General features: G+C 60.6%; 11 protein-coding genes. 5 read left to right on the top strand and 6 right to left on the bottom strand.

Going from position 1 to position 12,199, the window contains the following annotated elements:
• Positions 1-72: 72 nt before the first annotated feature.
• Positions 73-1,065, top strand: a complete 993-nt coding sequence (locus tag GFU70_RS11445; protein WP_058546119.1) for a LacI family DNA-binding transcriptional regulator — start codon at positions 73-75, stop codon at positions 1,063-1,065.
• A gap of 954 nt (positions 1,066-2,019) precedes the next feature.
• On the opposite strand, the gene GFU70_RS11440 is transcribed toward GFU70_RS11445, so the two are convergent.
• Complete coding sequence (locus GFU70_RS11440) at positions 2,020-2,607, bottom strand: TetR/AcrR family transcriptional regulator (RefSeq protein ID WP_058546120.1); 588 nt, start codon at positions 2,605-2,607, stop codon at positions 2,020-2,022.
• Positions 2,608-2,777: 170 nt separating this feature from the next.
• Here GFU70_RS11440 and GFU70_RS11435 point away from each other — a divergent pair, with 170 nt between their 5' ends.
• The 4 genes from GFU70_RS11435 (at position 2,778) to GFU70_RS11420 (ending at position 5,996) form a co-directional block, all read left to right on the top strand.
• Positions 2,778-3,872 (top strand): alkene reductase, encoded by a 1,095-nt coding sequence (locus GFU70_RS11435; RefSeq protein ID WP_116642478.1) that lies wholly within the window; start codon positions 2,778-2,780, stop codon positions 3,870-3,872.
• A gap of 77 nt (positions 3,873-3,949) precedes the next feature.
• Positions 3,950-4,738 carry an SDR family NAD(P)-dependent oxidoreductase gene (locus GFU70_RS11430; protein ID WP_116642479.1) on the top strand — a complete coding sequence of 263 codons (789 nt, stop codon included), beginning with the start codon at positions 3,950-3,952 and terminating at the stop codon, positions 4,736-4,738.
• Positions 4,739-4,837: 99 nt separating this feature from the next.
• Complete coding sequence (locus GFU70_RS11425; RefSeq protein ID WP_153388050.1) at positions 4,838-5,854, top strand: NADP-dependent oxidoreductase; 1,017 nt, start codon at positions 4,838-4,840, stop codon at positions 5,852-5,854.
• Entirely contained in the window at positions 5,847-5,996 is a 150-nt protein-coding gene (locus GFU70_RS11420; protein WP_153388049.1) for a hypothetical protein, read from the top strand. The genes GFU70_RS11425 and GFU70_RS11420 overlap by 8 nt, the downstream gene beginning before the upstream one ends.
• A gap of 18 nt (positions 5,997-6,014) precedes the next feature.
• Here the strand turns inward: GFU70_RS11420 and GFU70_RS11415 are convergent, their stop codons facing one another.
• The 5 genes from GFU70_RS11415 to GFU70_RS11395 all read right to left on the bottom strand — a co-directional run bounded on the left by GFU70_RS11415 (position 6,015) and on the right by GFU70_RS11395 (position 12,114).
• Positions 6,015-8,099: a 3-hydroxyacyl-CoA dehydrogenase NAD-binding domain-containing protein gene (locus tag GFU70_RS11415; RefSeq protein ID WP_153388048.1), complete on the bottom strand. Its 2,085-nt coding sequence runs from the start codon at positions 8,097-8,099 to the stop codon at positions 6,015-6,017.
• 27 nt (positions 8,100-8,126) lie between these two features.
• The gene (locus GFU70_RS11410) at positions 8,127-9,377 is read right to left on the bottom strand and encodes an OprD family porin (protein WP_153388047.1); all 1,251 of its coding nucleotides are present in this window, start codon (positions 9,375-9,377) and stop codon (positions 8,127-8,129) included.
• A 75-nt stretch (positions 9,378-9,452) separates the two neighbouring features.
• A complete protein-coding gene (locus tag GFU70_RS11405; protein ID WP_116642482.1) occupies positions 9,453-10,451 on the bottom strand; it encodes an ABC transporter substrate-binding protein in 999 nt (332 codons plus the stop codon).
• A gap of 38 nt (positions 10,452-10,489) precedes the next feature.
• Positions 10,490-11,257: an ABC transporter permease gene (locus tag GFU70_RS11400; RefSeq protein ID WP_058546126.1), complete on the bottom strand. Its 768-nt coding sequence runs from the start codon at positions 11,255-11,257 to the stop codon at positions 10,490-10,492.
• Between the two features lie 26 nt (positions 11,258-11,283).
• The gene (locus tag GFU70_RS11395) at positions 11,284-12,114 is read right to left on the bottom strand and encodes an ABC transporter ATP-binding protein (RefSeq protein ID WP_081264401.1); all 831 of its coding nucleotides are present in this window, start codon (positions 12,112-12,114) and stop codon (positions 11,284-11,286) included.
• Between the last annotated feature and the right edge of the window lie 85 nt (positions 12,115-12,199).

Here is a 12,199-nt window from a genome sequence, read left to right as displayed (position 1 = left end):
CCTTCATTCGAGTCGCGAGAAGCCCGGACCCTGTGTCATGATTCTGCGTCAACCTGACTGGCCGCACTTCGCATGACTTCCGTGAAAGACGTTGCACAGCTGGCCGGCGTATCCCTGATGACGGTTTCGCGCGCGCTCAACACGCCGGAAAAACTGAGCCCCGAAACCCTTCAGCGGGTACGTCGCGCCATTGATGAACTGCAATTCGTACCGAGCCTGTCGGCGCGCAGGATGCGCGGCGACAACCTGCAGGCGCGCACCATCGGAGTGTTCGCACTGGACACCGCGACAACGCCGTTTGCCGTCGAGTTGCTGCTGTCCATCGAACAGACCGCGCAGCAGGCAGGCTGGAACGTCTTCATCCTCAATCTGTTGAGCAACCCGCCCACCGACCAGAACATCGACCTGATGCTGTCGCACCGTCCCGACGGGTTGATCTTCAGTGCCATGGGATTGCGCCAGGTGAGCATTCCCGAGCGACTCAAGAGCAAGCCGCTGGTGCTCGCCAATTGCCTGGCCGATGACAGCCACCTGGTCAGTTATGTGCCGGATGATGAAGCCGGGCAGCATCGAGCCATGCAGCATGCGTTGAGCCAAGGCTATCGGCGTCCGCTGTGTATCAATTTGCCGAGGAAGAGTCTGGCCTGGGGCCTGCGCCAACGGGGCCTGCAACGTGCCTGTCAGGCCGTCGGCCTGGCGCCTGAGGCACTCCTGCAATACGACCTTTCCGATCACGACGCCTATGGTGAAACCGCCGCCATTCTCGACCGGCACATCATCGACGGGCGTCCGCAATTCGACATCCTGGTCTGCGGCAACGACCGCATCGCCTTTTGCGCCTATCAGCTGTTGCTGGGCCGCGGCCTGAAAATTCCCGACGATGTTGCGGTGCTCGGCTATGACAACATGATCGGCATCGCCGAACTGTTCATCCCGCCACTGACCACTGTACAACTGCCGTACTACGAGATCGGTCGCCAGGCGGCCCGACACCTGATCGAGAACCTCGAGGTAACGGGCGCCCAGCCGGTGGATTGCCCCCTGGTGGTCAGGGCGTCGCTATAGGACCGGCGAGGGAGCTCCTGTAGGCGCTGTGTAGGAGCGCTGTGTAGGAGCTGTCGAGTGCAACGAGGCTGCGATCTTTCCCCTGGCAATTGAATCGAAAGCGAAAGATCAAGATCAAAAGATCGCAGCCTTCGGCAGCTCCTACAGGGATCTGTGTAGGAGCTGTCGAGTGCAACGAGGCTGCGATCTTTCCCCTGGCAATTGAATCGAAAGCGAAAGATCAAGATCAAAAGATCGCAGCCTTCGGCAGCTCCTACAGGGATCTGTGTAGGAGCTGTCGAGTGCAACGAGGCTGCGATCTTTCCACTGGCAATTGAATCGAAAGCGAAAGATCAAGATCAAAAGATCGCAGCCTTCGGCAGCTCCTACAGGGATCTGTGTAGGAGCTGTCGAGTGCAACGAGGCTGCGATCTTTCCACTGGCAATTGAATCGAAAGCGAAGATCAAGATCAAAAGATCGCAGCCTTCGGCAGCTCCTACAGGGATCTGTGTAGGAGCTGTCGAGTGCAACGAGGCTGCGATCTTTCCACTGGCAATTGAATCGAAAGCGAAGATCAAGATCAAAAAATCCCAGCCTTCGGCAGCTCCTACAGGGATCTGTGTAGGAGCTGTCGAGTGCAACGAGGCTGCGATCTTTCCACTGGCAATTGAATCGAAAGCGAAAGATCAAGATCAAAAGATCGCAGCCTTCGGCAGCTCCTACAGGGATCTGCGTAGGAGCTGTCGAGTGCAACGAGGCTGCGATCTTTCCACTGGCAATTGAATCAAAAGCGAAAGATCAAGATCAAAAGATCGCAGCCTTCGGCAGCTCCTACAGGGATCTGTGTAGGAGCTGTCGAGTGCAACGAGGCTGCGATCTTTCCACTGGCAATTGAATCGAAGGCAAAAGATCGCAGCCTTCGGCAGCTCCTACACAAGTCCAGCGGAAGCACGTTCTCATGAAACAAATGATCACTAAGGCTGCGTCACGGGCGATGGCGGCAGTGATGCGATGATCTGGGCGCGGCAAACCTCGAGGATTTCATCGGCCAGCGCGCAATCGTCCGGGCAGGCCCGTGACAACATGATCGCGCCGACGGCATGGGCCAACATGTCGAGCATTTTGGCCCTGATCGCTTCCTGCGGCGCGTCTTGCTCGGTCTCGTACCGGCTTTCGAGCGCGGCCAGCGTGTTTTCGATGCCGCTGGCAAAGGTGGCCTTCAGTTCGGGCGATTGACGGGCAGCATCGCCACACAGTGCCGCCAAGGTGCAACCGCCGCCCCGGCCGTCACGGTGGTCCCTGGACACGTAAAGATCGACGAAACCAGGCACGTCGATGCCCGCATTGTCGGTCAGCGACTGCGCAAGGCTGTTGGCTGCCGCTTCGGCCATCAGGTCGGCCTTGGAACCGAAATGCTTGTAGAACCCGCCATGGGTGAAGCCGGCGGCCGCCATCAAGTCCGCCACACCCACGCCGTCAAAACCTCGCTCGCGAAACAAGACAGACGCCGTCTCGACGATGTGCTCCCGATTTGCCTGGGCCTGGGCCTTGGTCACCCTCATTTTTCACTCCCTCGTGCTGCTCGAAAATCATGCGCACATCATACATAGATGTCGAGCATAATCAAATTAGTTGACAGTTTAGATTTCGATCATCATCCTAATAAAAAGCCGCGCTCACTTCGGCAGGCTGCACGCGCACCCTTTATCCAAACCGACGGAAACAAGACGCCATGACCGACCAGAACCTGTTCACGCCCTACACATTGGGTGATCTCACGCTTTCCAACCGAGTGGTCCTGGCACCGCTGACACGTAACCGTGCGGGGCAAGGTTTTGTACCGAGCGAGTTCGCTGCCACTTACTACAGCCAAAGAGCGTCGGCAGGCCTGCTGATCTCCGAGGCTTCACAGGTTTCCCAGCAAGGACAGGGTTATCAGGACACACCTGGGATCTACACCCAGGCGCAGATCGACGGCTGGCGCACCGTCACCGAGGCCGTGCATGCCAAAGGTGGGCGAATTTTCCTGCAACTGTGGCATGTGGGCCGCGTTTCCCACGTCGACCTGCAAGCGAACGGCGTCGCACCAGTGGCCCCCTCCGCCTTGCGTCCGGCGACCAAGGTATTCGTCAACAATAGTTTCGAGGACGTTTCCGAACCGCGAGCGCTGGACATCAGCGAGTTACCCGGGATCGTCAACGATTTTCGCCAGGCGGCGGCGAACGCCATCGCGGCAGGGTTTGACGGCGTGGAGATCCACGGCGCGAACGGCTATCTGCTGGACCAGTTCATCAAGGACGGTGCCAACGTGCGCACCGATGCCTACGGCGGCTCGATTGAAAATCGTGCTCGCCTGCTGCTGGAAGTGACCGCGGCAGTGGTGGAAGAAGTCGGCGCCAACCGCACCGGCCTGCGCATCTCGCCGGTCTCGCCGGCCAATGGTGTGTCCAGCAGCGCACCACAGGCCCAGTTCGACTACCTGGTCGAACAGCTCAACGCTCTCGACATCGTTTACCTGCACGTGGTCGAAGGCGCGACAGGTGGGCCGCGCGACGTTGCGCCCTTCGACTTTGCCGCCTTGCGCCAACGTTTCAAAAACACCTACATCGCCAACAACGGCTACGACCTGGAGCTGGCCACCTCACGACTCGTCGAAGACAAGGCAGACCTGATCGCCTTCGGCCGGCCGTTCATCGGCAATCCGGACCTGGTGGAGCGGCTCAGAACCGGTTCGCCTTTGTCGGCATTCAACCCCGCTACCCTCTACGGTGGCGGTGCGACGGGCTACATCGACTATCCAACGCTCGCTGAATCCAGCGCGCGGTAACACTGGCAAGACCCGACTGCGCGCCTGAACAACAGCGCGCGACTCGCTCATCAATACCTTGAAGAAGAGAATCTCCCATGGACACTCGCACAACCGTTCTCATCACTGGCGCCTCCACCGGCATTGGCGCTGTCTATGCCCAGCGCTTTGCGCAACGTGGACACCCTCTCGTCCTGGTCGCCCGCGACAGCGCGCGCCTGGAAGCGCTGGCCGCCAAGCTGCGCAGCGAACATAACGTTGTCGTGGATATTCTCCAGGCCGACCTGACCCAGATCGGCGACCTGACCACCGTCGAAACCCGGCTGCGCGATGACGCCGACATCGGCATCCTGGTCAATAACGCCGGTGCTGCCCAATCCGGGACCTTCATCGAACAATCGACCGACAGCGTCGCGCACCTGGTGTCGCTCAATACCACCGCGCTGGTGCGGCTGGCCAGCGCCATCGCCCCACGCCTGGTCAAAGCGGGTGACGGCGCGATTATCAATATTGGCTCCGTCGTGGGCCTGGCACCGGAGTTCGGTATGTCGGTCTACGGCGCGACCAAGGCGTTCGTGCTGTTTCTCTCCCAGGGACTCAGCCTGGAACTCGCCCCAAAAGGCGTCTACGTTCAAGCTGTCCTGCCAGCGGCCACCCGTACCGAAATCTGGGAACGCGCGGGCATCGATATCAACACCCTGAATGAAGTCATGGAAGTCGCTGACCTGGTCGATGCCGCGCTGGTCGGTTTTGATCGTCGCGAGCCGGTGACCATCCCGCCTTTGCATGAAGCGGCACGCTGGGATGCCTTGCAGGCCGCGCGTCAAGGCCTGCTCGGGCAAATCCGGCAGTCCCATGTTGCCGAACGTTATCAAGACCCGGCGTGATCATTGTTTAGCGGGCGCCGGCGCGAAGGACAGCGCCGGTATTTCTGGATGCCGGGCCAGATGATCACTGCGCTGCATCCCTTAGAAGAGCAAAACACCATGAAGGCATTTTTAATCGACCGCTACGGCAAGAGCAGTGGCCGTATAGGCGATGTACCGGCCCCTGACGTGGGAGAGCACGACGTTCTGGTCCGCGTGCAGGCCGCCAGCGTCAATCTACTGGATTCAAAGATCAGCAAAGGCGAATTCAAATTGATCCTGCCCTACTCATTTCCCTTGGCATTGGGTCATGACTTGGCCGGGGTCGTGGTCCGTGTGGGCTCCCGTGTCGAGCAATTCAAGGCGGGCGATGAGGTCTATGCCCGCGCCCCGGATGGGCACATCGGCACCTTCGCCGAGCAGATTGCAGTGAACGAAAACGCCCTGGCCGTGAAACCGGCAAACATCAGCATGGAAGAAGCCGCTGCCCTGCCCTTGGTCGCCCTGACCGCCTGGCAGGTACTGGTTGAAACCGCCCGACTGAAGCGAGGCCAAAAGGTCTTCATCCAGGCCGGTTCAGGTGGCGTCGGCACCCTCGCCATCCAGCTTGCCAAGCACTTGGGCGCCTTCGTTGCGACCAGCACCAGCACCGGCAATGTGCCGTGGGTCAAAGCCCTCGGCGCGGACGTAGTCATCGACTACAGGCAACAGGATTTCGCCAGCGTCCTGCAGGACTATGACGTCGTGTTGCACAGCCTGGGCGCCGATGAACTGGAGAAATCGCTGAAGATCCTCAAACCTGGCGGCCAGCTCATTTCCATCTCGGGACCACCCACCCCACAGTTCGCCCAGGCCCAGGGATTTTCCTGGGTGCTGAGACTGATCATGGGCCTGTTGAGCAGCGGTATACGCCGCAAGGCCCCCCGAAAGGGTGTGAGCTACGCCTTCGTGTTCATGCGAGCCAGCGGTCCTCAACTGCGTGAAATCACCACGCTCGTCGAGTCCGGCGTTATCAAGCCGGTGCTTGACCGATCCTTCCCTTTCGACGCGACGGCCGATGCCCTGCGCTATGTCGAACAAGGACGATCCAAGGGCAAGGTTGTCATCAAGATCCATTCAGGAATGGCCGATGAGTGAAACCGTATCGGCCCCAGACAGCGACCAGGATCCAACAACAGAGGTGACCCCTTCGGCCCCGCCGCCCTTGGCGGAGAACAAGGAGGAGCAAGGCACCGTTGCGCCAGTAATCGTCTGGCGCACGTTGATGCTCGAGCAATGAAGCGCGACCTTATTCGCATCATGGCTGAATGAATGACGAACCCTGCGCTGCCTTTGTCCGAAGCAGCGGAGCCACCCCAAGTCCTCGCTCAGGAAGTAAGGCCGCCCAGCTGGAGAGCGCCTCGACGATCCTGGGCAAGCCGACCCGGTCGGCATGGTAAAGAAGCCCGCCCCGGTAACGGGGAAAGCCGTAGCCGTGAATCCAGACGAGGTCGATGTCATTGGGGCTGTCGACGATGCCTTGCTCAAGCAGGTGCGCGGCCTCATTGATCATGGCGAACAGGCACCTGTCGAGGATTTCCTCATCGCCGATTGCACGCGGCTCGATGCCACGGTTCTGGCGATGAGCCACGAGCATCCTGGCCACATACGGGTCCGGCAGGCCCCGGCGCTGGCCTTCCTCGTATCGATAGTAACCGGCTGCTGTTTTCTGTCCGAGACGCCCCGCCTCGTGCAGCTGTTCGATCCAGTTGCAACGGCGTTCCGCAGCGCTCAGTAGATCAGCCCGGCCCTGCCGGTTTCGCCAAGCGATATCCACGCCCGCCAGGTCACGCAGTTCGAAGGGGCCCATGGGGAAGCCGAACTGGCGGATGACCCGGTCCACATCCTCGGGCGCCGCCCCCTCCTCCAGCAGGAAACCCGCCTCGCGCTCGCGAACGGCCAGCAGACGGTTACCGACAAAACCATAGCAATTGCCCACCGCGACAGCGGTCTTGCCCACTCGCCCGCCCAATTGCAGCACCGTCGCCAGGACATCAGCGTGGCCCCGGGGCGTCCTGACCACCTCAAGCAGCTTCATGACGTGCGCCGGGCTGAAGAAGTGCATGCCGATGACATCGCCCGGGCGGGTGGTCACGGCGGCAATGGCTTCGATATCGAGGTACGAAGTATTCGTCGCGAGGATCGCACCCGACTTGGCGAAGCGGTCCAACTGCCTGAACACGGCCTGCTTGACGGCGAGGTCTTCGAACACGGCTTCGATAATCAGGTCAGCACTGGCAACGCCTTCAATGCTTGAGTCGAACTCAATCAGCGTGGCCCGCCGAGTGGCTTCATCGGCATCCAGTCGGCCTTTCTCCAAGGCACTGGAGAAGTAACGGTCGATGGTCGTGCGGCCTCGCTCCAGGGCTTCGGGCTGCGTGTCGATCAGGCGTGTAGCGATGCCGGCGTTGGCCAGGCACAGCGCAATGCCGCTGCCCATGGTGCCCGCGCCGATCACGGCGACCACATCGATGGGGCGTGTGGGGGCTTGCGTGGCCAATGCACGACATCTGGAGGCCAGGTCCCGCTCGGCAAAGAACACGTGCCGCAATGCCCTCGCCTGCTCGCTATGGCGGCGTGCGATGAAGCGTTCACGCTCGTTCGCCATTCCTTCGGCGAAAGGCAGTTGCCAGGCGCCTTGCAGTGCTTGCAGGGCCATGACGGGGGCCTCCTGGCCAGCGGTCTTGCGAAGGATCGCCTGGGCGCGTTCGTGGAAAAACTGCCGGTCGAATTCAGGCACCGACCGGTCGCAGCCTCTAACAATAGGTTTGCCCACGACGTCCCTGGCGAAGTCGATTGCGCACTCCAGGACCGAAGCGTCGCTCAATCTATCCAGCAAACCGATCGACAGTGCCTGCGCCGCACCGATACGTTCGCCCTCCAGCACCATCGCCAGTGCCACCTCCATGCCGCACAACCGTGGCAAGCGTTGCGTGCCCCCTGCTCCGGGTATCAGCCCCAGGCTGACTTCCGGCAAAGCGAACTGCGCATCCGGTGCGGCCACTCGGTAATGGCAAGCCAGCGCCAGTTCGAGCCCGCCACCGAACGCCGAGCCATGCAGCGCCGCAACGACGGGTTTCGACGCCTGTTCAATCGCGGCCAACACCTCAGGCAGATGAGGTGCCTGCAGGGGCAGGTCAAATTCCTTGATATCGGCCCCGGCGACGAATGTCCGGCCCTGGCACGCAATGACGATCACCTTGATGGCACTGTCGGCCAACGCCTCTTGCAGCCTTTCGAGCAACTGCTCCCGAACCCCAAGCGACAGGGCATTGACCGGTGGATTGTCGATGATGACCTGGCCGACATCACCTTCACGTTGGAGCACTACAGTGGCGTGCATCGGTTACCTCCCGTTGAATGGCTTGGATTACAGAAGCGACAGTGGGTAGCTGACGATCACGCGCACATCGTCAGCGTCCCGGGCGAAGTCCGCTCGATAGGTAGCGCTGCGCACCCGCATGCTCATGCCTTTCATCGAACCGCTCTGCACCACGTATTGCAGCTCGACGTCGAGTTCGCGTTCGCCGTCGGAATCAGCACCCGGCACGTCGGCCCGACTGCCGCGCAGGTAACGCGTCATGAAGCTCAAGCCCGGTACGCCGACGCTGGCGAGGTCGAAGTCATAACGTGCCTGCCAGGAGCGTTCGTCCTTCTCGGCAAAGTCGCCCATCTGGACGAAGTTCACCAGGTAAGGGTTGGTGCCGGCCACGTAGGGGAACGCGGAGTCCCCGGACATTTTCTGGTAGCCCAGCCCAAACGAATGGCCTTTGAGCGTGTAAGTGCCCAAGGCACTGAAGGCACGGTTGTCGATGCGCCCGCCTCGCGCCTGGCCATCGCTGTCACTGTCGAACAAGCGCACATCGCTGGTGAAGGCGCCCCAATCGCCCTTGCGGCGATCAGTCAGGCCCAGGAAGCGCTGCTTGTAGACGTCTTCCAGGACGGCGTATTGGGCAATCAGGTCGGTCGTCTCACTGGCGTGAAAGGTCCCGCCGAGAAGGTTGAAATCACCGCCATCGAGGGGGCCACTGAAGCGACGGTTCTTGTTGTTCAGCTCAAGACCGGTGGAGCCCGACTGGTCCCTGTACACCGTGCCTTGGATCTGTGCCGCGGTGAGCTCAAGAGGCTTCCATTCATTGACCTGTACCTGGGCCCCCTCGAAAGTCTGGGGCAGCAAGCGACCGTTGTTGGCGGTCAGGGTCGGCCATTTCGGCAACAGGGTCCCGACCCGCAACTGACTCTCCGAGACCTTGACCTTGAGGGTGCCGCCAGCCTTGGAATAATTGTCGGGTACATCCCCATCGTCCTGGACCGGCAGCAGGCCGGTGCCGGAACGCCCTGGCCCGGAATCGAGCTTGATACCCAACATGCCGATCGCATCGACACCGAACCCGACGACGCCAGGTGTGAAGCCGGATTCATAACGCAGGATAAAACCCTGGGCCCATTCCTGGCGTTTTGACTGGCCCGCGCCCTCGCGAAAATCCCGGCTCATATAGAAATTACGCATTTGCAAAGAGGCCTTGGCGTCTTCAAGGAACCCTTCGGCGCCTGCCATGGGCAGATACACGGCAAAGCCCATCCCTGCCGCGCAGAGCGGCATTGTTTTTATTGATTTCATGACTGCTTACCGAGAAGAAGCCGAGCGCTGCCGATGTGTTCCTGAAGCGCCGGCCGGATGAAATTCAAACGCGCTTCAGCGCACCTGGGTCAGATAGTCCTGGGCCTTGCCCGGGATTTTTTCGTTCTGGACCGCCCCCAGGAACTTGATCGCACGCTCCACGTCGGTATTCGTCAGGTACGGGGTCTTCGGGAACGACTTGCGATTGTTTTCCCAGGCGGCGGCATAGACCTTGTCATTCACGCCGCCGAAGCGACTGCGCACGGCTTTCATGGCTTGCTGCGGCTGTTCGTTGATCATCTGAGTGGCATCGCCCAAGGCGGCCAGGAAGGCTTTTACGATGGCCGGGTTGTCTTCGGCCCATTGCCGACGAGCACTGAGGGCGATCGAGGGATAACCATCCAGCTCGGCGACCATGCCCTCGGACATGTCCAGCAAGGTGAAGCCGTTCTGGTCAATAACCGCGCTATCTGAGGCCGGCGATGACAGGGCAAAGCCATCGATCTTGCCTTGGGCGAACGCCGCCAGCATTGCCGCGCCGTTGTTGAGGTAAAGCAGCGTGAAATCCTTTTCCGATTCCAGATGGGCCTGTTGGCCAAGGAAGCGCACCAGGAAATCGGCGCTGCCACCGGCTCCGCTCACCGCCAGGCGCAGGCCCTTGAACGCGGCCAGCCGTTGCGCGACGGTGGAGCTGGCATTGAGGCCAAGCCGATCGGCCACTTCCTGGCGAATGACCACATTGCTGGCGTATTGGCCGACCATGCGCCCCAAGAGCGTGATGTCTGCGCCCTTGATCTTGGCATTGATCGCATTCTGGGTGGCGCATGAGCAGAACTGCACCGAACGACTGGCCAGCCCCGACGCCGCCGCACCGCCGCCCTTGAACTTCACCAGTTCGATGTCCAGGCCGTGTTTTTCGAACAGGCCACCGTCGAGTGCGACGAACAGCGGCATGTGCACGAAACCTTCCGTGCCCAAGGCGACCTTGATGCTCTCGGCAGCTTGCGCCTGGAGCGAGACAGCACCGAGTACGACGCTGAGTCCTAAAGCAGAAATAAAACCTTTGATAGACATGATGCGACCCTCTGTTTTTGTTGTTGTGATGGTGTTGCTCAGACCGAGATTTCTCGCTCGTCCTGTTCTTTCTTCCACGGCATCAGGTACGTCTCCAGCGCACGAACCGCCGCCTGGAGCAGCAGCGCCAGGGCGATGATAGCGATCAGCGCGGCGAATACGCCGGCCGTGTCCAGTTGCCCCGCCGCGTCCTGCAACAGGTAGCCCAGGCCACGGTTGGCAGCCATGATCTCGCCGACGATGGCACCGATCAGGGCATAGGGCACCGACAGCTTGAGGCCGGTGAACACCCACTGGATGGCCGACGGCAGCACGACCTTGGTGATCAGGTGGTGCTCTTTGGCGCCCATCAGGCGCAGGATCTCCAATTGCTCGCGCTCCACCGCGCGGACACCGCTGTAGGTGTTGAGGAACACCAGGAAGAACACGATGGTGGCGGTCAGGATGATCTTCATTTCGATGCCGATCCCGAACCACATGATGAACAGCGGCGCGAGGGCAACTTTCGGCAGGCTGTAGATGGAAGTCAGGATCGGGTCCAGCAGCTTGGCGAGCAGCGCGTTGCGCCCCAGGATCAAGCCCACCGTGATGCCTGCCAGGGCACCGAAGAAAAAGCCCGCCAGGGTTTCCACGACGGTGATCCAGCCGTGGGAGAACAGTCGGCCACTGGCGACCAGCTCAATGAAGCGCCGGCCGATTTCCAATGGCGAGCTGACGAAAAACGGATCCACCAAGGGACCGGAAGCGAACTGCCAGGACAAAAAAATCGCTGCGAAGATGGCGAGACGACCGAGAAAGATATTCATGTGCAAGGTTCTCCAGGGCTGGAACTTCAGGCGTCGTGATCCGGCGTGATGATTTCCCACAGGTCGCCACAAAGTTGGTGGTAACGCGGGTTCTTGCGCAGCTGGATGATGTTGCGATCGTCACCCAAGGGAATGGGCACATCGCGCACGATGGTGCCCGGGCGACCGGAGAACACCAGGCAGCGATCGCCCAGGGCCACGGCTTCGTCCAGGTCATGGGTGACGAACAACACGGTTTTCTTGAGCTGGCGACTGAGCTTGAACAGCTCCGTCTGCATGCGGATGCGCAGTTGCGCATCCAGTGCGGCAAACGGCTCGTCCATCAGCAGCGTTTCCGGGTCATAGGCCAGCAAGCGCGCCAGGGCGGCGCGCTTGCGCATGCCACCGGAAAGCTGGCTCGGGTAGGCCTTTTCGTGTCCATCGAGGCCGACAAGGGTCAACAACTCGCGGATTCGCGCTTCACGCTTGGCCTTGGGCACACCCTGGATTTCCAAGGGAACGGCGATGTTGCCGGCCACATCCCGCCACGGCAGGAGATGGTCGCTCTGGGTCATGTAACCGGTGCGACCGTTGATGCCTTGCACGGCCTCGCCTCGGTACAGTACCTCGCCAGTGGTGGGACAAAACAGACCGGCGACCATGTTGAGCAAGGTCGACTTACCGCAGCCGGAAGGGCCGATGATGGTCACCAACTGGCCTTGCTGGATGTCGACATTGATGCTGTGGGATGCCTGCTTGGCGACGCCTTTGACCGTGAAGGACTTGGACACGTCACGGAAAGAAACCACCGTCGGGGCGGTCACCGTTGCGCTGATCGGGGCACTGCGCGACTGGATGGCAATATGGGGACTGTTCATAGAGACCTGCTTGTTTTTATGAGTCTTAAATGAGCGTTGTTTGATTATGCGAGCGTGATTTCCAGGGTAAAGGCAGCTGTTCCAC

Source organism: Pseudomonas brassicacearum (genome assembly GCF_009601685.2).
GTDB classification, from domain to species: Bacteria; Pseudomonadota; Gammaproteobacteria; order Pseudomonadales; family Pseudomonadaceae; genus Aquipseudomonas; species Aquipseudomonas kilonensis_B.
Note: the sequence above shows the minus strand (reverse complement) of the source record. Positions and strands in the feature narration are given on the sequence as shown.

What these genes read in the sequence shown, in the direction of transcription:
- GFU70_RS11445 (WP_058546119.1), top strand. Translation starts at nt 73, where the DNA reads ATGACTTCCGTGAAAGACGTTGCACAGCTGGCCGGCGTATCCCTGATG.
- GFU70_RS11440 (WP_058546120.1), bottom strand. Translation starts at nt 2,607, where the DNA reads ATGAGGGTGACCAAGGCCCAGGCCCAGGCAAATCGGGAGCACATCGTC.
- GFU70_RS11435 (WP_116642478.1), top strand. Translation starts at nt 2,778, where the DNA reads ATGACCGACCAGAACCTGTTCACGCCCTACACATTGGGTGATCTCACG.
- GFU70_RS11430 (WP_116642479.1), top strand. Translation starts at nt 3,950, where the DNA reads ATGGACACTCGCACAACCGTTCTCATCACTGGCGCCTCCACCGGCATT.
- GFU70_RS11425 (WP_153388050.1), top strand. Translation starts at nt 4,838, where the DNA reads ATGAAGGCATTTTTAATCGACCGCTACGGCAAGAGCAGTGGCCGTATA.
- GFU70_RS11420 (WP_153388049.1), top strand. Translation starts at nt 5,847, where the DNA reads ATGAGTGAAACCGTATCGGCCCCAGACAGCGACCAGGATCCAACAACA.
- GFU70_RS11415 (WP_153388048.1), bottom strand. Translation starts at nt 8,099, where the DNA reads ATGCACGCCACTGTAGTGCTCCAACGTGAAGGTGATGTCGGCCAGGTC.
- GFU70_RS11410 (WP_153388047.1), bottom strand. Translation starts at nt 9,377, where the DNA reads ATGAAATCAATAAAAACAATGCCGCTCTGCGCGGCAGGGATGGGCTTT.
- GFU70_RS11405 (WP_116642482.1), bottom strand. Translation starts at nt 10,451, where the DNA reads ATGTCTATCAAAGGTTTTATTTCTGCTTTAGGACTCAGCGTCGTACTC.
- GFU70_RS11400 (WP_058546126.1), bottom strand. Translation starts at nt 11,257, where the DNA reads ATGAATATCTTTCTCGGTCGTCTCGCCATCTTCGCAGCGATTTTTTTG.
- GFU70_RS11395 (WP_081264401.1), bottom strand. Translation starts at nt 12,114, where the DNA reads ATGAACAGTCCCCATATTGCCATCCAGTCGCGCAGTGCCCCGATCAGC.